At 69.0% G+C, this 22249-nt stretch carries 20 protein-coding genes and 1 pseudogene; 11 read left to right on the top strand and 10 right to left on the bottom strand.

The features are described 5' to 3' along the window. Nucleotides 1-18 precede the first annotated feature (18 nt). The 8 genes from ABNQ40_RS33850 to ABNQ40_RS33815 form a co-directional block, all read right to left on the bottom strand. Nucleotides 19-870, bottom strand: coding sequence for a ParB/RepB/Spo0J family partition protein (locus ABNQ40_RS33850; RefSeq protein WP_109049208.1), 852 nt, complete (start codon nt 868-870; stop codon nt 19-21). 144 nt (nt 871-1014) lie between these two features. Continuing rightward, nucleotides 1015-2442: an aldehyde dehydrogenase family protein gene (locus tag ABNQ40_RS33845; RefSeq protein WP_109049209.1), complete on the bottom strand. Its 1428-nt coding sequence runs from the start codon at nt 2440-2442 to the stop codon at nt 1015-1017. Next, nucleotides 2439-2624 carry a hypothetical protein gene (locus ABNQ40_RS33840; protein WP_109049210.1) on the bottom strand — a complete coding sequence of 62 codons (186 nt, stop codon included), beginning with the start codon at nt 2622-2624 and terminating at the stop codon, nt 2439-2441. Before ABNQ40_RS33840 ends, ABNQ40_RS33845 begins: the two co-directional genes overlap by 4 nt. A 101-nt stretch (nt 2625-2725) precedes the next feature. Continuing rightward, on the bottom strand, nt 2726-4438 hold the full coding sequence (locus ABNQ40_RS33835; RefSeq protein ID WP_109490863.1) for a thiamine pyrophosphate-binding protein: 1713 nt from the start codon (nt 4436-4438) through the stop codon (nt 2726-2728). A gap of 137 nt (nt 4439-4575) precedes the next feature. Next, nucleotides 4576-4767: a 2-hydroxymuconate tautomerase gene (locus ABNQ40_RS33830; RefSeq protein WP_109049211.1), complete on the bottom strand. Its 192-nt coding sequence runs from the start codon at nt 4765-4767 to the stop codon at nt 4576-4578. Nucleotides 4768-4807: 40 nt separating this feature from the next. Next, nucleotides 4808-5644 carry an IclR family transcriptional regulator gene (locus ABNQ40_RS33825; protein ID WP_158285558.1) on the bottom strand — a complete coding sequence of 279 codons (837 nt, stop codon included), beginning with the start codon at nt 5642-5644 and terminating at the stop codon, nt 4808-4810. A gap of 101 nt (nt 5645-5745) precedes the next feature. Then, entirely contained in the window at nt 5746-6975 is a 1230-nt protein-coding gene (locus tag ABNQ40_RS33820; RefSeq protein WP_109049213.1) for a CaiB/BaiF CoA-transferase family protein, read from the bottom strand. A gap of 68 nt (nt 6976-7043) precedes the next feature. Beyond that, the gene (locus tag ABNQ40_RS33815) at nt 7044-8135 is read right to left on the bottom strand and encodes a mandelate racemase/muconate lactonizing enzyme family protein (RefSeq protein WP_199235293.1); all 1092 of its coding nucleotides are present in this window, start codon (nt 8133-8135) and stop codon (nt 7044-7046) included. A 443-nt stretch (nt 8136-8578) separates the two neighbouring features. Between ABNQ40_RS33815 and ABNQ40_RS33810 the strand changes: the two genes are divergently transcribed. The 9 genes from ABNQ40_RS33810 to ABNQ40_RS33770 all read left to right on the top strand — a co-directional run bounded on the left by ABNQ40_RS33810 (nt 8579) and on the right by ABNQ40_RS33770 (nt 17671). Beyond that, entirely contained in the window at nt 8579-9787 is a 1209-nt protein-coding gene (locus ABNQ40_RS33810; RefSeq protein ID WP_199235294.1) for an ABC transporter substrate-binding protein, read from the top strand. A 142-nt stretch (nt 9788-9929) separates the two neighbouring features. Next, nucleotides 9930-10790, top strand: coding sequence for a branched-chain amino acid ABC transporter permease (locus ABNQ40_RS33805; protein ID WP_109490865.1), 861 nt, complete (start codon nt 9930-9932; stop codon nt 10788-10790). Continuing rightward, nucleotides 10787-11821, top strand: coding sequence for a branched-chain amino acid ABC transporter permease (locus ABNQ40_RS33800; protein ID WP_109049215.1), 1035 nt, complete (start codon nt 10787-10789; stop codon nt 11819-11821). The genes ABNQ40_RS33805 and ABNQ40_RS33800 overlap by 4 nt, the downstream gene beginning before the upstream one ends. Further along, the gene (locus ABNQ40_RS33795; RefSeq protein ID WP_109049216.1) at nt 11818-12573 is read left to right on the top strand and encodes an ABC transporter ATP-binding protein; all 756 of its coding nucleotides are present in this window, start codon (nt 11818-11820) and stop codon (nt 12571-12573) included. The genes ABNQ40_RS33800 and ABNQ40_RS33795 overlap by 4 nt, the downstream gene beginning before the upstream one ends. A gap of 7 nt (nt 12574-12580) precedes the next feature. Next, nucleotides 12581-13318 (top strand): ABC transporter ATP-binding protein, encoded by a 738-nt coding sequence (locus tag ABNQ40_RS33790; protein ID WP_391349349.1) that lies wholly within the window; start codon nt 12581-12583, stop codon nt 13316-13318. Nucleotides 13319-13398: 80 nt separating this feature from the next. Beyond that, entirely contained in the window at nt 13399-14499 is a 1101-nt protein-coding gene (locus tag ABNQ40_RS33785; RefSeq protein ID WP_391349347.1) for a mandelate racemase/muconate lactonizing enzyme family protein, read from the top strand. A 64-nt stretch (nt 14500-14563) separates the two neighbouring features. Next, nucleotides 14564-15649, top strand: coding sequence for an acyl-CoA dehydrogenase family protein (locus tag ABNQ40_RS33780; RefSeq protein ID WP_391349346.1), 1086 nt, complete (start codon nt 14564-14566; stop codon nt 15647-15649). 28 nt (nt 15650-15677) lie between these two features. Continuing rightward, nucleotides 15678-16820: an acyl-CoA dehydrogenase family protein gene (locus ABNQ40_RS33775; protein ID WP_391349344.1), complete on the top strand. Its 1143-nt coding sequence runs from the start codon at nt 15678-15680 to the stop codon at nt 16818-16820. Between the two features lie 50 nt (nt 16821-16870). Then, nucleotides 16871-17671, top strand: coding sequence for a crotonase/enoyl-CoA hydratase family protein (locus ABNQ40_RS33770; RefSeq protein WP_109049220.1), 801 nt, complete (start codon nt 16871-16873; stop codon nt 17669-17671). 131 nt (nt 17672-17802) lie between these two features. Here ABNQ40_RS33770 and ABNQ40_RS33765 read toward each other — a convergent pair whose 3' ends face one another. Then, a complete protein-coding gene (locus tag ABNQ40_RS33765) occupies nt 17803-17946 on the bottom strand; it encodes a helix-turn-helix domain-containing protein (protein ID WP_391349445.1) in 144 nt (47 codons plus the stop codon). A 407-nt stretch (nt 17947-18353) separates the two neighbouring features. Next, nucleotides 18354-19802 (bottom strand): annotated as a pseudogene (locus tag ABNQ40_RS33760) (sigma 54-interacting transcriptional regulator); the annotation flags it as partial. A 271-nt stretch (nt 19803-20073) separates the two neighbouring features. On the opposite strand from ABNQ40_RS33760, the gene ABNQ40_RS33755 reads away from it, so the two are divergent. Together ABNQ40_RS33755 and ABNQ40_RS33750 are read left to right on the top strand one after the other, a co-directional pair. Beyond that, nucleotides 20074-21288: a CaiB/BaiF CoA-transferase family protein gene (locus ABNQ40_RS33755; RefSeq protein WP_109049222.1), complete on the top strand. Its 1215-nt coding sequence runs from the start codon at nt 20074-20076 to the stop codon at nt 21286-21288. A 3-nt stretch (nt 21289-21291) separates the two neighbouring features. Continuing rightward, on the top strand, nt 21292-22209 hold the full coding sequence (locus tag ABNQ40_RS33750; protein WP_109049223.1) for a hydroxymethylglutaryl-CoA lyase: 918 nt from the start codon (nt 21292-21294) through the stop codon (nt 22207-22209). The last annotated feature ends 40 nt before the right edge of the window (nt 22210-22249 follow it).

Here is a 22249-nt window from a genome sequence, read left to right as displayed (position 1 = left end):
CAGCGGCGGTCGGGCCTTTCACCGGGCATCCGCGGCCGCCAAACCATCCCCTGCCTGGAGACGGTCAACGGGAGAGCCGCGGGCCTCATCACCGCTCTTGCCCCCTCCCTCGCTCCCGCCTCCGCCTCCGAGCAGCATGTCGATCCTGTCGCGCAGGGCCAGCAGCGCCGACCGGTCCTTCTCCGCCAAATCCGGCGCCGTGTCGATCCGGTCCAGCTGGCGAACGCAGCGCCGCACCGCCGACAGGGCGCGCGGGACTGCCGGCAGCGCCTCGCGCCGCATCCGCCGTGCCTGCCGCACGGTGAGCGCTCCGCCCGCCGCCTGCCGCCACAGCTCCGCCTGCGCGGACGCGTCGCGCACCCGCGCGATCTCCACCAGCAGCGAGCGCGATACCACCCGCCGCGCCTGCGGGTATTCCGCTTTGATCCAGTCCGGCAGCCGGTTCAGGCCCAGCATGTCGCCGATCCAGCTCGTGCTGCGCCCGACCAGCCGGGCCAGCGCTTCGCGTCCCCAGCCCCGCTCCACCAGCCGCTGGAGCGCTTCGGCCAGTTCCAGCGCGTCCAGCCCCTGGCGCTGCATGTTCTCCACCAGCGACAGCACCGCGGCGCTTTCGTTGGTCACCGGCACCGCCGGCACGCCGGCCCGGCCCAGCGCCTGCATCGCGCGCAGCCGCCTTGCGCCGGCCAGCAGCTCGTACCGTCCATTTCCCAGCGGACGGACCATGATGGGCTGCAACAGCCCGACCTCTTCGATGGATCGGGCGAGCGAATCCAGCCCGTCGTCGTCGATGCGGCGGCGGGCATGGCTGTCGGGCACGGTGATGGCGGCGACGGCAATGCACGCGGCGTCGCCCATGGCGGCAAGGCTCATGGCACACGAACTCCTGGGGCGGGAAGGGGAGGGGTCGGGGAATTTGCGGGCGCAGCTGGCCCGCTGGCGACGACGACACTGCCGACCAGCAGGTATGTTGTCAATAAAAAGGAAATAAATCCTGAAAAGGCGCCCGCTGCTTTTTCACCCGGCCTGCACATAGGCGGTCTTGACGGAGGTGTAGAACTCCACCGCATAACGGCCCTGTTCGCGCGGGCCATGGCTGGAGCCCTTGCGTCCGCCGAACGGAACATGGAAGTCCAAGCCGGCGGTCGGCAGATTGACCATGACCAGCCCCGCCGCAGAGTTGGCGCGGAAATGGGTCGCGTGTTTCAGCGAGCTGGTGCAGATGCCCGACGACAGGCCGAAGGGGGTGTCGTTCGCCACGCTGAGCGCCTCGTCGTAATCCCTGACGCGAATGACGCTGGCGACCGGCCCGAACACCTCCTCGCGGTTGATGCGCATTGCGTTGGTGGTTTCGGTGAACAGGCAGGGCGAAAGATAGAAGCCGGGCGTTTCCCTGGTCAGCCGCTGCCCGCCGCACTGCCGCCGCGCCCCCTCCTGCTCGGCAATGGCGATGTAGGACAAATCCTGCTCCAGCTGCCGGCCGTCCACCACCGGTCCGATCTCGGTTCCCGGCTTCAGCGCATGACCGACGGCGAGCCGTTCCAGCCGTTCCGTCACCGCGGCGGCGAACCGGTCATGGATGCCTTCGGTGACGACAAGGCGCGACGAGGCGGTGCAGCGCTGCCCGGTCTGGAGGAAGGACCCGTTCACCGCTGCATCGACGGCAATGTCGAGGTCGGCATCATCCAGCACGACCATCGGGTTCTTGCCGCCCATCTCGAGCTGGCATCGGATCATGCGGCCGACGGCCCGCTGCGCCACCCGGCGTCCGGTGGCGACCGAGCCGGTGAAGGTCACGGCATCTACCCCGTCGACTAGGGCGTCCCCGATCAGCGACCCCGGCCCCATGACGAGATTGAACACGCCGGCCGGCACGCCGGCGCGCGTGACGATCTCGGCCAGCGCCCAGGCCGATCCGGGAACGAGTTCGGCGGGCTTGAAAACCACGCAGTTGCCGTAGGCGAGCGCCGGGGCGATCTTCCAGGCCGGGATGGCCATCGGGAAGTTCCACGGCGTGATGATGCCGATGACCCCCACGGGCTCGCGCAGGATGTCGACCTCGACCCCAGGGCGCGTGGACGCGACCTTCTCGCCGGGGATGCGCAGGGCCTCGCCGGCAAAGAATTTGAAGACCTGGGCGGCGCGGACCACTTCGGCGATGCCGTCCGCCAGGATCTTCCCTTCTTCCCGCGACAGCAAAGTTCCAAGCTCCTCCCTGCGTGCGAGCAGCTCGCTGCCGACGGCATCGAGGATATCGGCGCGCTGCTGGGGTGTGCTGCGCGCCCAGGCCGGAAAGGCGGCCCTTGCGGCCTGGGCCGCCTCCGCCACCATGCCGCCGTCGGCGACGGCATAGCTGCCGACGATGTCGGTGGTGTCGGACGGATTGACGTTGTCGATGCCGTCGCCGCCGGCCACCCAGCGGCCGGCGATGTGGTTGTGTTTCATGGCTGCGTCTCATCACCGGTGTCCCGGCGGCCGTCCGGACGGCAATCCTGTGAGCATCCGGCATCCGCGGTGGCGCTGTCGGACATCAGCAGGAAGGCGGATACGGTCCCCATGCCGTCCACCAGCGGCAGCCTGTCCGCGGGAAGGTCGGTGAGCGCGAGGCAATCGTCGAAGGTCAGCATGTCGTGAGGTTCCTGGTCCGTAGGAGGGCGGGACAACTCCGGTTCATCAGGCCTTTCATCGGGCCTGATTCATCGGGCTGGTTTTCCGTGCCGGCCGGCGGTCAGGCGCCGCGGGCCCGGTCCGCCTGTTCGCGCAGGCTCGTCACCGTGTGCGTCGGGCTGATGGCTTCCGGATCGATGACCAGTTCCAGCAGGGCGAGGCGTCCTGCCGCCATGGCGCGCTCGAAGGCCGGCATGAACTCCTCGGTCCGGGTGATGCGTTCGGCATGGGCGCCGAAGCTCTGCGCCAGGGTGACGAAGTCGGGATTCTTCAGCTCGGTGCCGCTGACGCGCCGGGGATACTCGCGCTCCTGGTGCATGCGGATGGTGCCGAACATGCCGTTGTTGACCAGCACCACCACGATTGCCGCCTCGTACTGCGCGGCGGTCGCGAGTTCCTGCACGCTCATCATGAAGCAGCCGTCGCCGGCGAAGGCCACTACCGGCCGCTCCGGATGCAGCAGCTTCGCCGCGATTGCCGCCGGAATGCCATAGCCCATCGAGCCGGAGGTCGGCGCCAGCATGGTGCGGAACCGGCGGTAGCGGTGGAAGCGGTTCGGCCAGATGGCGAAATTGCCGGCCCCGTTGGTGACGATGGTGTCCGGCGGCAGGGTCTCGCGCAGCCAGCCCATGATCTCGCCCATCTGCAGCGGGCCGGGGATGGACGGCGGATCGGTCCAGGCGAGATAGGCGTCGTGGATGGCTTTGGTGCGTTCCCGGAGCCGTTCCGGGTTCCGGCGGGAGGCCGGCGGCGCCAGCGCGGCGAGCGCCCTGGCGGTCGTGCGCATGCCGGCATTGATGGCGAGCGCCGGCTGGTAGACGCGGCCCAGCTCCTCGACCCCGGCATGGACATGCACCAGGGTCTGGCGCGGACACGGGATGTCGAGCAGCGTGTAGCCGCCGGTCGTCGCCTCTCCCAGCCGCGGGCCGACGACGAGCAGCAGGTCGGCCTCCTGGACGGTCCTGGCCAGGGCGGGGTTGACGCCAAGGCCGAGATCGCCGGCATAGTTGGGATGGGCGTTGTCGAACAGGTCCTGCGAGCGGAAGGACACGCCGACCGGCAGGTCCCACGCTTCGGCGAAGCGGCGGATGTCGTCGCAGGCCTCCGCGGTCCAGCCGCCGCCGCCGACCAGCAGGAGCGGACTTTCGGCCGCGCTGAGCAGCCGCTCCAGCTCCGCCAAATCCTCCGGCCGCAGGCCGGGCTCGACCGGGCGGTAGGGTGCGGCCGGGCGGGGGGCCGCCCGTTCGACCGGCATGTCCTCGGCCAGCATGTCCTCAGGAAGGGCGAGCACCACCGGTCCCGGACGGCCGGACGTCGCCGTATAGAAGGCGCGGCCGACCATCTCGGGGATGCGGCCGGCCTCGTCGATCTGCGCCACCCATTTGCTGAGCGGGCCGTACATGCGTCGGTAATCGACCTCCTGGAAGGCCTCGCGCTCCTGCGCGCTTCGTTCGATCTGGCCGATGAAGAGGATCATCGGCGTGGAATCCTGGTGCGCGATGTGGACGCCGTGGCTGGCGTTGGTGGCGCCCGGTCCGCGGGTGACGAAGCAGATGCCGGGGCGGCCGGTGCATTTGCCGTAGGCCTCGGCCATCATCGCCGCTCCGCCCTCGTGCCGGCAGATGGTGACCGCGATCTCCGGGGCATCGACCAGCGCATCGAGCACGGCGAGGTAGCTTTCGCCCGGCACGCAGAAAACCCGGTCGACCCCGTTCAGGCGCAGCATGTCGACCAGAAGGCGCCCACCGGTGGCCGGGGCGGATCCGTTGTTCATCGAGATCATCCTTTCCGGTGCGTCGGCAAGGCAGCGGTCCGTCGCCTTGCCTTGCGGACGCACGACTCCCGTCGCTCCGGCGGTCTGCCGAAGCGTCGCTTCACGTCAGCGATGTGCAGTTGTTTAAGGCCGGCGCGTTACGACGACGGGCCGGCCTTGGCCTCTCCGGCGACGGCGAAATGCTCGGGCTCGATCTCGTTCACCATGATGCGCACGCTTTCGCGCGGCGCGCCGAGGGTGCGGTGGATCGCCTCCGTGACCTCGCGGTACATGGCGGCCTTCTTTTCCTGCGACCGGCCCTTGATCAGGGTGATGTTGACGATAGGCATGGGTCCTCTCCCTTCGGATCGATTGTCAGTGTCGAGACGGTCATTTCCCCACGACATGCGCGACGGAGCGGAGGCTGCCGAGCTGGTAGGGCATCAGCTTCGCCACCCGGACCAGCTCCTCGCCGATGCCGGCAATCCTGGCCTCGTCCATGTCGCGGGAATGCCCGGTCACCACCAGACAGCCGACATGGCCGTTGTTCCAGGTGGGGATGTTGGCCGCGATGGCGGTCAGGCCGACATGGTGTTCGTCATGCGCCACCACATAGCCCCGCAGGGCGGAGACGCGCAGATCCTCGTCCAGCCCGGCGCGGTTGACGATGGTCTGCGGGGTGTAGACCTTGTAGGGCTCCGGCCCGAGGACGGCGGCACGCTGCTCCGGATCGAGGCTGAGCAGCAGCGCCTTGCCGGAGCCGGAGCCGTGCAGCGGCCCCTGGAGCCACGTGTTGTAGTAGGGCGACAGCGATCCCGGCGCCTGGGCGATGTCGGTCACCATCCGCTCGGTGCTGAGATAGAGGACGAGCACCACGGTTTCCCGCAGGTTGCGCGCCAGCTCGATCAGCACGGAGTGCGATTCCCGCCGAAGCTGGTTGATGGGATGCATCAGCGGCAGGGGCAGCAGGCCCTTGGGCGACGGCGCATAGCGCTTGGAATCGGCCAGACGGACGACGTAGCCGCTGTCCTCCAGCGTGCGCAGCAGGCGCAGCGTCGTGCTCTGGTCCAGACGGGTCAGCGCCGCGACCTCGCCGAGCATCAGCGGCTGCGGGGCATCGACGATGGCGTCGAGGATCGCCAGCCCGCGGGCGAGCGTGCCGGCCGGTCCTTCGCGCTCGCCGTCGTTGCCGGCCTTGGTCCGTTCCTCGTCCGCGCTTTTCACCATGGCTGTGCCCTGTGTCGTTGTCCTGCCGGGAGACTGGGCGGCAGGCCGGCCCAGCCGTCGGACCTGTGCTCTCCCGGAAGATGTGTCAAGGTTTTTGCGTGTCATGGGGTCCGGCCGGCTCCGGATCGGCTCTCCAGCCACTGCTTTGCGATTTCCCCGCCGCCTTCACCCTGGGCGGGGGGACGGCCGGGCGGCGGCAGGCCGTCTTCGAACTTCACCGGATAGCCGACGACGCGAATCGGTCCTCCGCCCGCGGTCTCGAAGCTGTGGAGCAGGTTGCGTCCCGCGACCTGATCGGAGGCGAGCGCCTGGACGACGGAGCGCACCGCGCCGGCGGGCAGGCTGCGGGCGGCGAGCCGCTCCATCCAGTGGGCGCGGGGCCGCTCGCGGAACCGGGCGGCGAGCCGCTGGCTGAGCAGGACGCGGTTGGCGACGCGGTCGGCATTGGTGCGGAAGGCCGGATCGTCGCGCATCGCGATGTCCTCCAGCACGGACTCGCACAGGGTGCGGAACTGCCGGTCGTTGCCGATGGCGAGCACGAACGGCCCGTCGGACGTCTCGAACACCTCGTAGGGCACGACGTTGGGATGGGCATTGCCGTAGCGCCGGGACTCCGCCCCGGTGGCGAGGGCTCCGGCGGCGACATTGGCCATCGCCGCCAGCTGGCAGTCGAACAGCGCGACGTCGAGGAACTGCCCGCGCCCGGTTTGCTGGCGGCCGAGCAGGGCGGCCAGGATCGCCTGCGAGGCATAGAGGCCCGAGAAGAGATCGGAGACGGCGACGCCGACCTTGGTCGGCGGCCCGTCGGGAAATCCGGTCACCGACATCAGGCCAGTCTCGCCCTGGATGACGAAGTCATAGCCGGCGCGGGCCGCTTCCGGCCCCGTCCGGCCATAGCCGGAGACCGAGCAATAGATCAGGGCCGGATTGACCGGCTTCAGGTCTTCATAGCCGAGCCCGAAGCGGTCGAGGGTGCCGAGCTTGAAGTTCTCGATCAGGATGTCGGCCTCGGCGGCCAGATCGCGGACGAGGCGCTGGCCCTCGGCACTCTTGAGGTCGACGGTGAGGCTGTGCTTCGACCGGTTGGCGCAGGTGTAGTAGGCGGCCAGATCGCCCATGTAGGGCGGCCCCCAGCTCCGGGTCTCGTCGCCGTCGCCGGGGCTTTCGATCTTCAGGACCTGCGCACCCAGGTCGGCCAGGCACTGGGTGCACCAGGGGCCGGCCAGGACACGGGAGAGGTCGAGGACGCGGATGCCGTGGAGGGGACCGCCGTGGAGGGGACCCAGGGAGCGGGCCGCATCCGGCGCCGCGCCGCCATCGAACACTGTCATTTCTTCGATCCATAATCGTCTGTGGCCGTGGCCTGCCGCGGCCCGGTTGCGCTGCCCCGGGAGTGCTCTCAGAGCGCGGCGCGCATCGGGTCCAGGCGGTCCCAATCGAAGGTGAAACCGACGCCGGGACGATCCGGCACCAGGATGGTGCCGTCCGCCTCGATGGCCATCGCCTCGCGGAACAGAGGACCGAACCACGGCATGTGCTCGGCATGGATGGCGCCGGCCGACGACGCCACCAGATGCAGGCTGTGTTCGGTGAAGATGTGGGGCGAGAAGGGCACATCGTGCGCCGCCATCAGCCCGATTGCCTTGCGGAACTCGGTGTAGCCGCCCATGCGTTGCAGGTCGGGCATCAGGATGTCGGCGGCACGGGCCTGGATTTGCCGTTTCAGACCGTAGCGCGTGTATTCGGTCTCGCCGCTGGCAATCGGGGTGTCCAGCGCCGCGGCCAGGGCGGCGCTTCCCTCGTCGTTCCAGGTCGGGACGGGTTCCTCGAACCACACCAGTTCGAACGCCTCCAGCGCGCGGCCGAGCCGCAGGGCATGGGCCGGGGTGAGGCCCTGGTTGGCGTCCACCATCAGGGCGATGTCGGGCCCGATGGCGTCGCGCACCGCCTCGATGCGGGCGATGTCGTCCTGCCAGCGCGGCGAGCCGAGGCGCAGCTTCATCGCCTTGAAGCCCTGGTCGACGAAGGCCCGCGCCTCCTGCCGGAGTTCGTCCAGGCCGGAGGACAGCCACAGGCCGCCGCTGGCATAGACCGGCACGCGGTCGCGGTGGGCGCCGAACAGCCGGTAGAGCGGCTGGTTCGCCACCTTGCCGATGATGTCCCAGCAGGCGACGTCGATGGGCGTCATCGCATGCAGGGCGAGCCCCGCCTGCCCGCAGAAATTCAGATGGCGGAACAGGTCGGACCACAGGGCTTCGACCTGGAAGGGGTCGCGGCCGATCAGCTTCGGCTTCAGGCTGGCCGCCAGCTGGGCGATGGAGCGCAGGCGGTCGATGCCGAAGCAGAAGCCATATCCTTCGCCCGACACCCCTTCGTCGGTCCTGACGGTCAGCAGCAGGCACGACACCGTGCTGATCTCGTGGATCGCGGTGCGCAGCGGCCGGTCCAGTTGCAGATCGACCGCGGCCAGTTCGATGTCGGAGATGCGCAAAGCCCTGCCTCCCGGCTGCCGCGGCCCGCCCGTCCATGGGAAGGGCGCGGACAGTTCACGATGGTGATTGTTCTTGGCGCGCATCGTCGCGCCGGATGGTGTTTGTTGCAACAGTTTTTTCATTCAATGCATAATTCATATCAAAATACGCGACTCACCTCGTTCAATCCGGTTTCCTCATCGATGGGAACCGTTCCCCAACTGTTGCCGTTCGACGCGTTGGATCGACTTTTCCACGGCTGGGGTCAGCAAAAGTCCGCACGGATCTCTGTTCAACCCACAAAAAGGCGGCGCTTGAAACCTGACCACAACCGGAAATGGGCTCGCCCGCCATTCCGACATCTTCCGACAAAAAAATAGCGCGGAGTGAAAAATGTCTTGCGAAATAATGTTCGGCTCAGAGATGATCAGTCCAAAGCACGATACATAAGAAGGGAGGAACCATGACCACCGACCGGATTCCCGCCAGGATGCACCTCGGCCCCGCAACCTTGAGCGCCGCGGGCCTCGCCCTGGCGGTCGGCCTGTTCGCCGGCACCGCCGGGGCCGACACGACGCCGGTGAAGATCGGCTGGCTGTCCTCGCTGACCGGCCCGCTGTCGTCGGCGGCCGTCGCCGAGAACCAGGGCGTCAAGTTCGCCGTGGACGAGATCAACAAGGCCGGCGGCATCGATGGGCGGAAGATCGAGCTGATCACGCGCGACACCGCCGGCGATCCGACCAAGGCGGTCAACTTCGCGCAGCAGCTCGTGCTCAGCGAGAAGGTGGACTTCGTCATCGGTCCGGTGAATTCCGGCGAATCGCTCGCCACCGTTCCGATTCTCGCCCGTGCCGGCGTGCCGAACATCATCATCGGCACGGTGGACGAACTGACCGACCCGCAGAAATACCCGCGCGCCTTCCGCGCCATCGCCACCAACGAGCAGTGGATCGGCAGCGCCAACGACTATGCCATCAAGACGCTGAAGCGCAGCAAGGTCGCGATCATCGGCGACACCACCGGCTACGGCACCTCCAGCGCCAAGAAGGCCGAGGCGCTGCTGGCCGATGCCGGGATCAAGCCGGTCTACAGCGTGCTGATCGACGCCAACAAGACCGACCTGACCGACGAGATGACCAAGGCGCGGGCCGCAGGGGCCGACGTCGTCATGCCGTGGTCGGCCGCCACCGGCCTGCTCGCCCGCGTGCTGAACGCGCGGGGCAACATGCAGTGGGACGTGCCGGTCGTCGGCCATCCGGCCATCATGGGCCTTCCGATCAAGGATTTGCTGAACAAGCCGGAATATTGGGAGCAGACCTATGCCGCCGGCTACAGCAGCACGACCTACGGTGCGGACGGCAAGCTGCCCGGCCCGACGACCGTGCTGATGGACAAGATGCGGCCGGAGTTCGGCGGCACCATCAACTTCACCTTCTGGTGGGTCACGCTGGGCTACGACACCGTCAAGATCATCGAGCATGCGGTGAAGACGGCGGGCTCGACCGACAAGGCCGCCGTCCAGAAGGCGCTGGAGAACACCCAGAGCCTCAAGGGCACCTATGCCGATTACAGCTGGGGCCCGAAGCAGCGCAACGGCTTCCCCGACTCCGGCATCGTGATCAACAAGGCCAACACCTTCAAGGACGGCAGCTTCGAGGCCGCCCCGCACTGAGCCGGCCGGGCCGGGTCGCCGGCCAGGACTAAAGGCTCCACGGCCCCGATGCGGGCCGGCGACCGGCGGCCCGCATCGGGCCGCAAGGTCTGCCTTCGTGCCGTCTTGCAATTCCGCAGCAATTCACAAACGGATGGGCAGCATGCTTACCGTTCTGGTGTCGGGGCTGGCGATCGGCGCGCTCTATGCGGCGACGGGCCTCGCCTACAACATCATGTTCTCGACCTCCAAGGTCCTGAGCGTGACGACCGGCCACATCTGCATGCTTGGCGGTGTCTTCGGCGCCTACTTCATGCTCGACCTCGGGCTTCCGGCGCCGGTGGCGCTGGTCGGCGCGGGGCTGGTCGGGGCGGCCTTCGGCCTTCTGACCGAGGTCATCGCCATCCGCCGCGTCCTCGCCCGCTCCGACGAGCATCTCTGGCTGCTCAGCACGCTGGCGCTGGCGACCATGGTGCAGCAGGCGGTCGGCCTGTGGTGGGGCACCGAGCCCCGCCCGTTCCCGCGGCTGGCCGACCAGGATTTCACGGCCGGCGTGCTGGACCAGAAATACTGGCTGCCGATCGCGGCGGTGGTCGCCATGGCGCTCGGGCTCGAATTCTTCTACCGGCGGACGATGTACGGCAAGGTGTTCCAGGCCGTGTCGGAGGACGCCTTCGCCGCCCGCGCCCGCGGCATCGCCACCGACCGCACCCGCGCCCTGTCCTTCGCCATCGCCGGCGCGCTCGGCGGACTGGCCGGCTTCGCGGCGGGGCAGCTGACCTTCGCCTTCTTCGCGCTCGGCCTCACCCTCACGCTCTACGGCTTCATCGCGCTGGCGGTCGGCGGGCTGGGCAGCAATGTCGGCGCGCTCGTCGGCGGCGTCGCGCTGGGCCTGTTCCAGACGCTCGCGACCTACCTGTTCGGCGGCGAATACCAGCAGACGATCGCGGTCGGCCTGCTGATGGTCGTGCTCCTGGTCAAACCCGAAGGTCTCTTCGGCTCCAAGAAGGTCCGCCCGGTATGACGACATCCTCCCTTCCGCGCCTGGGGACGCTCGCCGTCGGCGGCCTCCTGGCGGTGACCCTGCCATTCTGGGTCGGCGACTTCTACCAGCTCCACCTCGCGGCGCTGATCGGCGTCTACTGGGTGCTGATCGCCGGCCTCAATCTGGTGGTCGGCTATACCGGCCAGCTGTCCATCGGCCATGTCGGGCTGCTGTCCATCGGCTCCTACGCCTTCGCCATCGTCGTCGGGCGCTACGGCGTCGACCCGCTGCTGACGCTGGCGCTGGCCGGCGGCTTGGGCGGGCTCTGCGGCTTCCTGCTGGGCCTGCCGTCGCTGCGCCTTCCCGGCTTCTACTTCGCCATGGCGACGATGGCCTTCGCCCTGATCATGGCGGAGCTGTCGCTGGCCCAGGGCGGCCTGACCGGCGGCGGCGCCGGGCTTCCTGTGCCGGGCTTCGAGGCGCCCTTCGACACGCCGACCGGCTTCTACTGGCTGGTGCTGCTGGTCGCGGCGCTGATCACCTGGATGACGTGGAACGTCGCCCGGCTGATGTGGGGCAGGGGGCTGATCGCGCTGCGCGACAGCGAGGTGGCCGCCGCCGCGGTGGGGGTGCCGATCTTCCGGCTGAAGCTCACCGTCTTCACCTTCAGCGGGGTCACCGCCGGGATCGGCGGCGCGCTGTTCGCCTCGCTGCAGAGCTACATCACGCCGGAGACCTTCGTCTTCGAACTGGGGCTGTTCTTCTTCGTCTGCATCATCATCGGCGGCCGCGGCAGCATTCTCGGCCCCTTCGTCGGGACGGTGGTCCTGACCGCCCTGCCGGAGATGGTGGCGCCGCTCGCCAAGCTCGGCAACTTCTTCTACGGGCTGCTGCTGCTGGCGGTGGTGCTGGTGGTGCCGGAGGGCATCGGCCACGTCATCAAGTCGGTCGTGGCCCGTTTGCAGAAGAAAGGTCCGGAACCGAAGGGCCTCCAGCCCGACATCGGCCGCCTCGCCGCCGCCGTCCGGCGGGGCATGCGACAGGACATCCAACGGGGGCACGCATCATGAGCACGCTGGTTGCCGACACAGTGAGCAAGCGCTTCGGCGGCGTGACGGCGCTCAGCAACGTGTCGCTCGAATTGCGGGAAGGCGAAATCCACGGACTGATCGGCCCGAACGGCAGCGGCAAGACGACCCTGCTCAACCTGCTGACCGGCTACTATCAGGTCGACGAGGGCGACATCCGGCTGGACGGGGAGTCGCTGGCCCGCTCGCCGGTGCAGCAGCGCCCGCGCGTCGGCGTCGCCCGCACCTTCCAGAAGCCCCGCCTGCTCGGCAGCCTCAGCGTGCTGGACAACGCGATGCTGGGCGGCTGGTGCGAGACCCGCGCCGGCTTTCTGGAGACCACCCTGGCACTGCCGCGCGCCCGCCGGGAGGAGCGCGCGCTGCGCGACCGGGCGGAGGAGCTGCTGCACGGCGTCGGGCTCGGCTATGCCATCCATCGCCGGGCGAGCCTGCTCGACCATGCCGAGCAGCGTTTCCTGGAGATCGCCCGCGGGCTGGTCATGCGCGCCCGCTTCATCCTGCTCGACGAGCCGGCCGGCGGGCTGACGGAGGGGGAGATCGAGCATCTCGCCAGCATCGTCACCGCGCTCCGCGACGCCGGGATCGGCGTCCTGCTCGTCGAGCACCACACCGACTTCGTGTTCAGCGTGTGCGACCGCGTCACGACGCTGAATCTGGGGCGCATGATCAAGCACGCCACGCCGGCCGAGGTGCGCAGCGATCCCGAAGTCATCCGCGTCTATCTGGGAGCGTGAGATGCATATGGGCACAGTCAATCGACCCAATCAGATCCTGCTCGACGTGGCCGACCTGCATGTCGCCTACGGCAAGGCCGAGGTGGTGCACGGCGCCTCCTTCCGGGTGCATGGCGGCGAGTTCGTCGTCCTGCTCGGCCGCAACGGCGCCGGCAAGAGCACGATGCTGCACGCGATCTCCGGCCTGATCCCGAAGAAGGCCGGACGCGTCACCATGGCGGGCGCGGAGATCGGTGCGGCGACGCCGCGCGACATCGTGCGCTCCGGCGTCGTCCAGGTGCTGGAGGGGCACCGGGTGTTCGGCGGCCTGTCGGTGGAGGACAACCTGCTCCTCGGCACCTATGCGCGGGCATCGCGCGGCGACCGCTCCAAGCTCGACCGCATCTACGGCCTGTTCCCGGAACTGGCGGAGCGCCGGACCCAGCAGGCGTCGCGCCTCAGCGGCGGCCAGCAGCAGATCCTGGCGGTCGGGCAGGGGGTGATCGGCGATCCCAGGCTGCTGATCCTGGACGAGCCGTCGGGCGGGCTGGCGCCCATCGTCATCGACCGCATCCTCGACGTCGCCAGCGACCTCTGCAAGGGCGGCATGGCGATCCTGCTGGTCGAACAGCTGGTGGAGAAGGCGTTGCGCCACGCCGATTACTGCTACCTCACCGAGACCGGGCGGATCGTCGGAGCGGGCACGCCGTCCGAAATCCAGAGCAGCGACCTGTTGCAGCGCGTCTATCTCGGCGGCGCGCACTGATCCGGGGAGCGCGCCCAGCGACCGGCACCGCCGCCATCCCCGTTCCTGAGACGCCGCCCCCTTGCCAGCGAGAGACCATCATGAAGATCACCGCCATCGAGGCAATTCCGATCGCCATCCCCTACCGGCACAACGGCCCGGTCACCGGCTTCGGCGGCGCGCTGTGGACCACCGCCAACTACCTGATCCTCCGCGTCGAGACCGACGAAGGGCTGACCGGCTACGGCGAGGCCTTCGGCTACAACGTCATCCCGGTGACCAGGACCTTCATCGAACGGACCCTGGCGCCGCTCGCCATCGGCCGCGACGCGACGGACATCGCCGGGCTGATGGAGGATTCGAAGAAGACCCTCCACATCTTCGGACGCGGCGGCGTCACCCAGTATGCGCTGAGCGGTCTCGACATCGCGCTCTGGGATTCTGCCGGCAAGCGGGCCGGGCAGCCTGTGTGGAAGCTGGCCGGCGGCCATGCGCGGGGGCAGGTGCCGGTCTATGCCAGCCTGATGCGGCTGACCGAGCCGGACATCGTCGCCGCCTCCTGCACCCAGGCGCTGGAACGCGGCTATCGCGAGATCAAGCTGCACGAGAAGACCGTCGAGGCGGTCGCCGCCGCCCGCCGTACCGTCGGTGACGGCATCGAGCTGATGCTGGACGTCAACTGCGCCTGGGATGTCGGGACGGCTGTCGAGATGGCGCAGGGGTTGGCCCCCCACCGCCTGAAATGGCTGGAGGAGCCGGTCTGGCCGCCCGAGGATCTGGACGGGCTGGTCAGGACGCGCCGTGCCGCACCGGTCCCGATCGCCACCGGCGAGAACACGCCGAACGCCTGGGCGTTCAAGCCGCTCGCCGCCTGCGAGGGGATCGACTATCTCCAGCCCAGCGTCACCAAGGTCGGCGGCATCACCGAGTTCCTGCGCGTCGGCATGCTTGCCGAACTGAACGGCCGGACGCTCGCCCCGCACTCGCCCTATTCCGGTCCCGGCTTCCTGGCGACCCTGCACATGACCGCGGTCTTCGGCGGAATCGGGGCCATCGAGCGGCTCTACATCGATCTGGACGCCCCGGTGTTCGGCGAGGTCGGCCTCCCGCGCCCCGACGGCTCCATCGCCATTCCCGACGGCCCCGGCCTGGGCGCCGATCCGGACCCGGACATCCTCCGCCGCTACCGGCTCGACCTCTGACTTCCGCAAAACCCGCAGCTGGGCATCGGGGGCTGGGCATTCGGGGCCGGCAACAGGGAGACATATGGTGAGCGACATCAGCCAGATCCTGGTCGATACGGCGACCAGGCTTTTCGAAGAACAGTTCACGGCCAGGCAGCGCGTGGCGGCCGAATCCGGCCAGCGGCTCGACGCGCAGTGGCAGGCGGTCGAGGATATGGGGCTTCCGCTCGCCCTGGTGCCGGAGGAGGCCGGCGGCTTCGGCCTGCCGGTGGTCGAGGCGCTGGATTCGATCCGCCTTGCCGGCGCCTTCGCGGTGCCGCTGCCGCTGGCCGAAACCATGCTGGCGAACCGCATCCTGGCGAATGCCGGACTGGAGCTTCCCGGCGGGCCGCTGACCCTGGCGCCGGTGCGTCCGGACGACCGGCTGACCCTGGCGCGGCGGGACGGCGGCTGGCTTTTGTCGGGAACGGCACACCGGGTGCCCTGGGGCCGCGTCGCCGCCACCGTCGTGCTGGCCCGCTGCGACGATCCCTGCGACGATGCCGGCCAGGATGGACAGAGCTTCGCGGCTCTGGTGCCCGCCGGGCAGGCCGACACCGCGCCGGACGTCAATCTGGCGAACGAGCCGCGAGACAGCCTGCACTTCGAGACGCTGCTGCCGACGGAGAGCGTCGCCCCCGCGCCGGACATCGCGCCGGCGGAACTGCACGCGCTGGGCGCCGCGGTCCGCAGCATCGCGATGGCCGGGGCGCTGGGCCGCGTCCTGGCGATGACCACCGCCTATGCCAACGAGCGCAGCCAGTTCGGCCGGCCGATCGGCAAGTTCCAGGCCATCCAGCAGCACCTCGCCGTGCTGGCCGGGCAGGCCGCCGCCGCCCGCGCGGCCGGCGACATCGCCGCCGAGGCCGTGGCGCAGGGCGGGGCCCTGCTGCCGATTGCGGCGGCCAAACTCCGCTGCGGCGAGGCGGCCGGCGTCGCGGCGGCCATCGCGCATCAGGTGCATGGCGCCATGGGCTTCACCCATGAGCACAGCCTGCATTTCTTCACCAAGCGCCTGTGGTCCTGGCGCGACGAGTTCGGCGGGGAAGGGGAGTGGGGCCGCCTGATCGGGCGGGAGGTGGCGCGCGCCGGAGCGGACGGGCTCTGGCCGCTCGTCACCGCCGCCTGATCCCACCGGTGCCATCGAGGAATTGACCATGGATTCGATCGCCTTTCCGCCCCCTCCCGACACGGATGTCGAGGATTTGCGCGCCGAGGTCCGCGCCTTCCTGGCGGAGGAACTGGCCACCCGCCGCCCGCAGGACCGCTCGCGCTCCTGGAGCGGTTTCGACGCCGAATTCAGCCGCAGGGTCGGCCAGCGCGGCTGGATCGGCATGACATGGCCGAAGCGCTATGGCGGGCATGAGCGCAGCGCGCTGGAACGCTATGTCGTGCTGGAGGAGATGCTGGCCGCCGGGGCGCCGGTGGCGGCCCACTGGTTTGCCGACCGCCAGAGCGGACCGCTGCTGCTGAAGGTCGGCACCGGGGAACAGCGCCGGTCGATTCTGCCGCGCATCACAGCCGGCGAGTGCTTCTTCTGCATCGGCATGAGCGAACCGGATTCCGGCTCCGACCTCGCCGCGGTGCGGACGCGCGCGGTGCCGGTGGACGGAGGCTTCGTCGTCAACGGCACCAAGCTGTGGACGACCTATGCCCACCATGCCCATTACATGATCCTGTTCTGCCGGACCGGCAGCGCCGACGACCGGCATGGCGGCACCAGCCAGTTCCTGGTCGATCTGAAGACGCCGGGCATCACCATCCGCCCCATCGCCGATCTGGCCGGCGAGCATCATTTCAACGAGGTGGTGTTCGAGGACGTCTTCCTGCCCGCGACATCCCTTCTCGGCCAGCTCGGAGACGGCTGGAACCAGGTGGTCGGGGAGCTGGCGTTCGAGCGCAGCGGGCCGGAGCGCTTCCTGTCCTCCTTCACGCTGCTGGTCGAACTGGTGCGGGCGCTCGGCCCCAGCCCGTCGGACCATGCGGCGGCGGCGGTCGGCCGCCTGACCGCCCATCTTCTGGTGTTGCGGCGCCTGTCGCGCTCGGTCGCCGGCATGTTGCAGATGGGGGAGAATCCGGCATTGCAGGCGTCCCTGGTCAAGGATCTGGGCGCGATCTTCGAACAGGATATCCCGGACATCGCCCGCCAGCTGGTCGATGCGGAGCCGTCGCAGCAGTCCACGCGGGATTTCTCCGCGGTGCTGGCCCACACGATCCTCAACGTCCCGTCCTTCTCCCTGCGCGGGGGAACCCGCGAGATCCTGCGGGGCATCATCGCCCGCGGCCTCGGCCTCCGCTGACCGGCGGCCGGAACCCGCTCACCGACATCGAAAAACGAAAGGAAGGCGCGATGACGAATCTCGTGCTGGTGGACAACGACAACGGAATCGTCACGCTCACCCTGAACTTGCCGGAGCAGCGCAACCCGATCTCCGATCCGGAGATGATCGAGGCGCTGGTGGAGACGCTGAGCGGTCTCGACGCGGACATGGCGACCCGGGTGATCATCGTGACGGGGGCCGGCGGCGCCTTTTCGTCCGGCGGGAACGTGAAGAAGATGGGGGAAAGCGGCGGCCTCAACGACAAGGTCGCAGCCCAGACGCGCCGGAATTACAAACTGGGCATCCAGCGCATTCCGCTGCTGCTCGAGGCGATGGAGGTTCCGGTGATCGCGGCGGTGAACGGTCCGGCCATCGGTGCCGGCTGCGACCTCGCCTGCATGTGCGACATCCGCATCGCCGGCGAGAGCGCACGGTTCGCCGAAAGCTTCGTCAAGGTCGGGATCGTCCCCGGCGACGGCGGCGCGTGGCTGCTGCCGCGGGTCGTCGGCTTTTCCAAGGCCTGCGAGATGGCGCTGACCGGCGACGTCATCGACGCGGCGGAGGCGCTCGCCTGCGGTCTGGTGTCGCGCGTCGTTCCCGATGCGGAGCTGCTGCCCCAGGCGCGTGCGATGGCCGCGCGGATCGCCGTCAATCCGCCCCATGTGGTGCGCATGACGAGGCGCCTGCTGCGCGAAGGCTGGACGGTCAAGCTCGACACGCTGCTGGAGATGTCCGCCGCCATGCAGGCGCTCGCGCATGCGACCGCCGACCACAAGGAAGCCATCGCCGCGCTGCTGGGCAAGCGTCCGCCGAACTTCACCGGCGCTTAAGGCGGGCGGCCCGCAAGCGTGGCCGGCCCTGGAGTCCGTCCGATGCTTCGGTTAAGCATCGGACGGACTCCAGGGCTTTTCGATTATTTGACTGCTTCCTGTCGTCCGTGCCGGCTCGTCCCGCGCAAGTGCTAGTCCCGCGCGGCGTCATTGCCATCGGTGGAGGCGCCAAGGGAGGCACCGAGACCAAGCTGGCGCATGCGTCGCCACAGTGTCGCGCGGCTGATGCCCAGTTGGCGCGCCGCGTCCGCCCGATTGCCGTGGTTGCGGGACAGGGCGTTTTCGATGACATCCCGTGCGTCGTTCCCGTCCCAGCCGGCTGCCCCGTGCCCGTCCGACCGGTCGGCCTGTCCTGTGCGGGCGGTTCGAGAAACAGCTCCGGGCAGTCATGGCGCAGGATGCCGGCGGGAATGTCCTCGACGGTGCCGAATTGCAGCACGAGCATGGTCAGACGCTCGCAGATGTTCTCCAACTCGCGGACGTTGCCCGGCCAACGGTAGCTGGCGAGACGGGATTTCAAAGGATCGACGACGACCGACGGCGCCAGCCGGAGCCCGGTCCGCTCCAGGCAGGCGGCGACGAAGCCCTCGGCCAGGACCGGCACATCCTCCACCCGGTCGCACAGCGGCGGCAGGCGTAGGCGCAGCGTGTTCAGACGGTAAAGCAGGTCGGCCCGGAACGCGCGCTGCGGCACCAGCTCCTCCAGCGGCTGATGGGTGGCCGCGATCACCCTAAGGTCGACCGGCACCGGCACGACGCTGCCCAGACGCACGATCTCGCGTTCCTGGAGCACGCGCAGCAGCCGGGTCTGCAGGGCCAGCGGCATGTCGCCGATCTCGTCGAGGAACAGCGTGCCGGTGTGCGCCGCCTCGAACAAGCCGACCTTGCCGCCCTTGCGCGCCCCGGTGAAGGCGCCCTCCTCATGGCCGAACAGCTCCGATTCCAGCAGGGAATCCGGGAAGGCCGAGCAGTTGATCGCCACGAAGGGGCGGCCGGCGCGCGGGCCGAGATTGTGGATGGCCTGGGCGAACAGTTCCTTCCCCGTCCCGCTGTCGCCGGAAATCAGCACCGTCAGGTCGCTCGCCGCGAACCGCCGCGCGGTGGCGCGTGCCTGCTCGATGGCCGGACTGTCGCCACGGATGTCATCGAGCGTATAGCGGGTCGTCCGGTTGGAACGGCGCCGGGTCTGGGACCGCAGGCTGACGTCCGCCTCGCTGATGGCGCGGGCATCATAGACCGTGATCATGGCGCCGGTGACCTGCCCATGCTCGCGGATCGGGATGCGGTTGGCGATCCAGTCGCGGCGGCGGAATGTCAGGACACTGCCCTTTTCCGCCTCGCCGCTGCCCAGCACCCCGCGCAGGGACAGTTCCGGCGCCACCTCCGCCGCCACCCGGCCCAGAATGGCGTTCGGGGGAAAGCCCAGCAGGGCCTCCATCGCCGGATTGACCGCCGTCACCCGGTCGGCCGGATCGACGGCCAGCACCGCCTCCTGGACATTTCGGAGGACGCCGTTCAACTGGCTGTAGCGGGCGTTTTCCAGCCGGGCGATGCGGGCCATTTCCAGCGCGTCGTCCAGCCCCTGGCGCACGCCCGCCACCGAATAGGCCAGGATGCCCTCCATCCCCAGCCGTTCGGTCGCCTCGACCACCACGCTCGAGCCGATGATGACGGGAAAGCCGCGCTCCGCCATGTCCTTGACGCAGGCGACGGCCTCGTCCGGGGTCTCGTAGCAGCCCTGTTCCACCTCGGTCCGCAGCAGCCCCTTGATGGCGTCCAGTTCCGGAATGATGCGGCGGTGCATGACGATGCCGACCCGGTTCGACCGCTCCCGCGCCTTCAGCAGCGCCAGCAGGATGTCGTAGCCGCCGACCTTGATGGTGGCGACCGGCGACTTCACGGTGCTGCGCAGGTAGCTGGCATTGGCGCCGGCGCTGACGAAGGCATCCACCGCGCCCGACGCCTCGCGCTCCCGCGCCACCGCCAACGCCGCCTCATAGGCCTGGTCGATCACCTCGATCTCGGCACGCTGGGCGTATTCGTCCAGCACCGCACGCGCCAGTCGGGTGAGGTGGCGGTAGCTGAGGAAGCACAGTCGCAACCGCCCGGTGTTCGGATAGCCCAGTGCCATCGGTATGGTTCCTTCCTTCCGGCCATCGCCCCCCGAAGGGGCCAGCGGCATCGCGCCGGGACCGCCATGTTTCATCCGCGTTGCAAACCAACGTTTCATGACACGTTTCATCGCAACAGACCAGCCGTTTCATGAAACGGCCGTCCCAACACCAAAATTAGCCAACACATTGATAATCAACAATAAGGACAATTGGCGCCGGACTGGCACACCGTTTGCTGTTTGATAAGCGAACAAACATTCCGCAAACAAAGCATCTGGGGCGACGGGCATGGCACCATTGAACGGCATCCGGCTGATCGACCTGACGCACATGTTGTCCGGTCCCTACGGCACCATGCTGCTGACCGATCTGGGGGCCGAGACGATCAAGGTCGAACCGCCGGGCCGGGGCGAAGGGACGCGGCAGCTGCTGGCCGGCGATCCCGATTATTCCCGGCATGGCATGGGGGCCTATTTCCTCACGCTCAACCGGGGCAAGCGCAGCGTCTGCATCGACCTGAAAAGCGAGGAGGGACGCGCTGTCTTCCTCGATCTGGTCCGCAAGAGCGACGTGGTGTTCGACAATTTCAGCGCCGGCGTGACAGAGCGGCTGGGCATCGACTTCGCGTCGCTGTCGGCGGTCAATCCGCGCATCGTCACCTGCTCGGTCACCGGCTTCGGCGGCGACGGTCCCGATCCGAACCGGCCCGCCTTCGATCAGGTGGTGCAGGCGATGGGCGGCGGCATGAGCATCACCGGCCTGCCCGACGGGCCGCCGCTGCGGTCCGGCATCCCCATCGGCGACCTGGGCGGCGGGCTGTTCGGCGCGCTGGGCGTGCTCGCCGCGTTGCAGGAGCGGGAGCGGACCGGCGTCGGCCGCCATGTCGACGTGTCGATGCTGGACGTGCAGATCTCGCTGCTCAACTACATGGGCACGATGCATCTGATGTCCGGGCATGTGCCGGAACGGCTGGGCAACGGCCATTTCGTCCATGTCCCCTACAACACCTTCAGGACCGCCGACGGCCACATCATCATCGCCTGCATCGGCGACGCCTTCTTCGAGCGGCTGCTGCCGGTCATCGGGCGGCCGGAGCTGGAGACGCCGGACTACCGCCTGCAACCCGGCCGCTATGCCGACAAGGTGCGGATCGAGCGGATCGTCGGGGAGGAGCTGGTCAAGGACAGCTCCGCCAGTTGGCTCGACCGGCTGCGCGAGGCGCGGGTACCCTGCGGCCCGGTCAACGACTTCGCCCAGGCGATGTCGGATCCGCAGGTGGTCGCCCGCGACATGGTGGTCGAGGTGCCGCTGTCCCAGGGCGGCACGGTGCGGATGCCGGGCAACCCGATCAAGTTGTCAGGCGGCAAACAGTCCGGCCGCAAGCCCGACCGTTTCACCGCCCCGCCGGAGCTGGGCCACGACACCGACGAGGTTCTGGAAACGCTGCTGGGCTATGGGCCCGAGCGCATCGGCGAGCTGCGCCGCGCCGGACGGGTGGGGTGAGCCGTGGACCGCCTGCTGTTGACCGAGGTCGCCCCGCGCGACGGATTGCAGAACCAGCCGACCTTCGTTCCCACCGCCGGCAAGCTTGAGCTGATCCGGCGGCTGGCCGAGGCCGGGCTGACGCGGATCGAAGCCGCCAGCTTCGCCTCGCCCAAGGCGGTGCCGCAGATGGCCGATGCCGAGGAGATCGTCGCCGGGACCCGCTCCCTGCCGGGGGTCGAGGTTTCCGCCCTTGCCATGAACGGCCGCGGGCTGGACCGGGCGCTGGCCTGCGGAACGCCGCAGATCGCCACCGTGGTGGCGGCGACGGAGGAGATGAACCGGCGCAACATCAACATGACGCTGGACCAAGCGACCGCCGCCGCCGAGGAGGTGATCGGCCGCGCGCTGGAGGCAGGCATCGCCGTGCGCGCCTATGTCGCCGTCGCCTTTGAATGCCCGTTCGAGGGGGCGGTGGAGCCGGCCGCCGTCGTCCGGCTGGCGGAGCGCTTCGCCGCCATCGGCGCCGGCGAGGTGGTGATCGCCGACACCATCGGCGCCGCCGCTCCCGGCCAAGTGACAGCCCTGCTGCGGGCGCTGCTTCCCAGCCTGCCGGCGGAGCGGATCGGCATGCATTTCCACGACACGCGCGGCTTCGGCATCGCCAACGCCCATGCCGCCATCGAGACGGGCATCCGCCGGCTCGACGCCAGCGCCGGCGGGATCGGCGGCTGCCCCTTCGCCCCCGGCGCCGCCGGCAATCTTGCCACCGAGGATATCGTGCTGCTGGCCGAGAAATCGGGCCTCGCCACCGGCGTCGATCTGCCCGCCCTGATCGACGCGGTCGATGTCGCCGGAGGCCTGCTGGGCCGGCCTCTCGGCGGGCGGGCCATGCCCTGGCTGAGACGCAGCCACGCGCAGGCCTCCGGAGATCCCCGTTGAGTGCATATCGGAATATTCGCCATGATTTGGCCTGCCAATT

The sequence above is a fragment of the Azospirillum sp. A23 genome (assembly GCF_042938965.1).
Taxonomy (GTDB): Bacteria; Pseudomonadota; Alphaproteobacteria; order Azospirillales; family Azospirillaceae; genus Azospirillum; species Azospirillum melinis.
Note: the sequence above shows the minus strand (reverse complement) of the source record. Positions and strands in the feature narration are given on the sequence as shown.

Bases quoted from the DNA above. Each gene is read 5' to 3' on its own strand.
- ABNQ40_RS33770 (WP_109049220.1), top strand. From the start codon at position 16,871: ATGACGAATCTCGTGCTGGTGGACAACGACAACGGAATCGTCACGCTC.
- ABNQ40_RS33755 (WP_109049222.1), top strand. From the start codon at position 20,074: ATGGCACCATTGAACGGCATCCGGCTGATCGACCTGACGCACATGTTG.
- ABNQ40_RS33830 (WP_109049211.1), bottom strand. From the start codon at position 4,767: ATGCCTATCGTCAACATCACCCTGATCAAGGGCCGGTCGCAGGAAAAG.
- ABNQ40_RS33825 (WP_158285558.1), bottom strand. From the start codon at position 5,644: ATGGTGAAAAGCGCGGACGAGGAACGGACCAAGGCCGGCAACGACGGC.
- ABNQ40_RS33820 (WP_109049213.1), bottom strand. From the start codon at position 6,975: ATGACAGTGTTCGATGGCGGCGCGGCGCCGGATGCGGCCCGCTCCCTG.
- ABNQ40_RS33835 (WP_109490863.1), bottom strand. From the start codon at position 4,438: ATGAACAACGGATCCGCCCCGGCCACCGGTGGGCGCCTTCTGGTCGAC.
- ABNQ40_RS33850 (WP_109049208.1), bottom strand. From the start codon at position 870: ATGAGCCTTGCCGCCATGGGCGACGCCGCGTGCATTGCCGTCGCCGCC.
- ABNQ40_RS33800 (WP_109049215.1), top strand. From the start codon at position 10,787: ATGACGACATCCTCCCTTCCGCGCCTGGGGACGCTCGCCGTCGGCGGC.
- ABNQ40_RS33810 (WP_199235294.1), top strand. From the start codon at position 8,579: ATGACCACCGACCGGATTCCCGCCAGGATGCACCTCGGCCCCGCAACC.
- ABNQ40_RS33780 (WP_391349346.1), top strand. From the start codon at position 14,564: ATGGTGAGCGACATCAGCCAGATCCTGGTCGATACGGCGACCAGGCTT.
- ABNQ40_RS33840 (WP_109049210.1), bottom strand. From the start codon at position 2,624: ATGCTGACCTTCGACGATTGCCTCGCGCTCACCGACCTTCCCGCGGAC.
- ABNQ40_RS33775 (WP_391349344.1), top strand. From the start codon at position 15,678: ATGGATTCGATCGCCTTTCCGCCCCCTCCCGACACGGATGTCGAGGAT.
- ABNQ40_RS33785 (WP_391349347.1), top strand. From the start codon at position 13,399: ATGAAGATCACCGCCATCGAGGCAATTCCGATCGCCATCCCCTACCGG.
- ABNQ40_RS33805 (WP_109490865.1), top strand. From the start codon at position 9,930: ATGCTTACCGTTCTGGTGTCGGGGCTGGCGATCGGCGCGCTCTATGCG.
- ABNQ40_RS33790 (WP_391349349.1), top strand. From the start codon at position 12,581: ATGGGCACAGTCAATCGACCCAATCAGATCCTGCTCGACGTGGCCGAC.
- ABNQ40_RS33845 (WP_109049209.1), bottom strand. From the start codon at position 2,442: ATGAAACACAACCACATCGCCGGCCGCTGGGTGGCCGGCGGCGACGGC.
- ABNQ40_RS33795 (WP_109049216.1), top strand. From the start codon at position 11,818: ATGAGCACGCTGGTTGCCGACACAGTGAGCAAGCGCTTCGGCGGCGTG.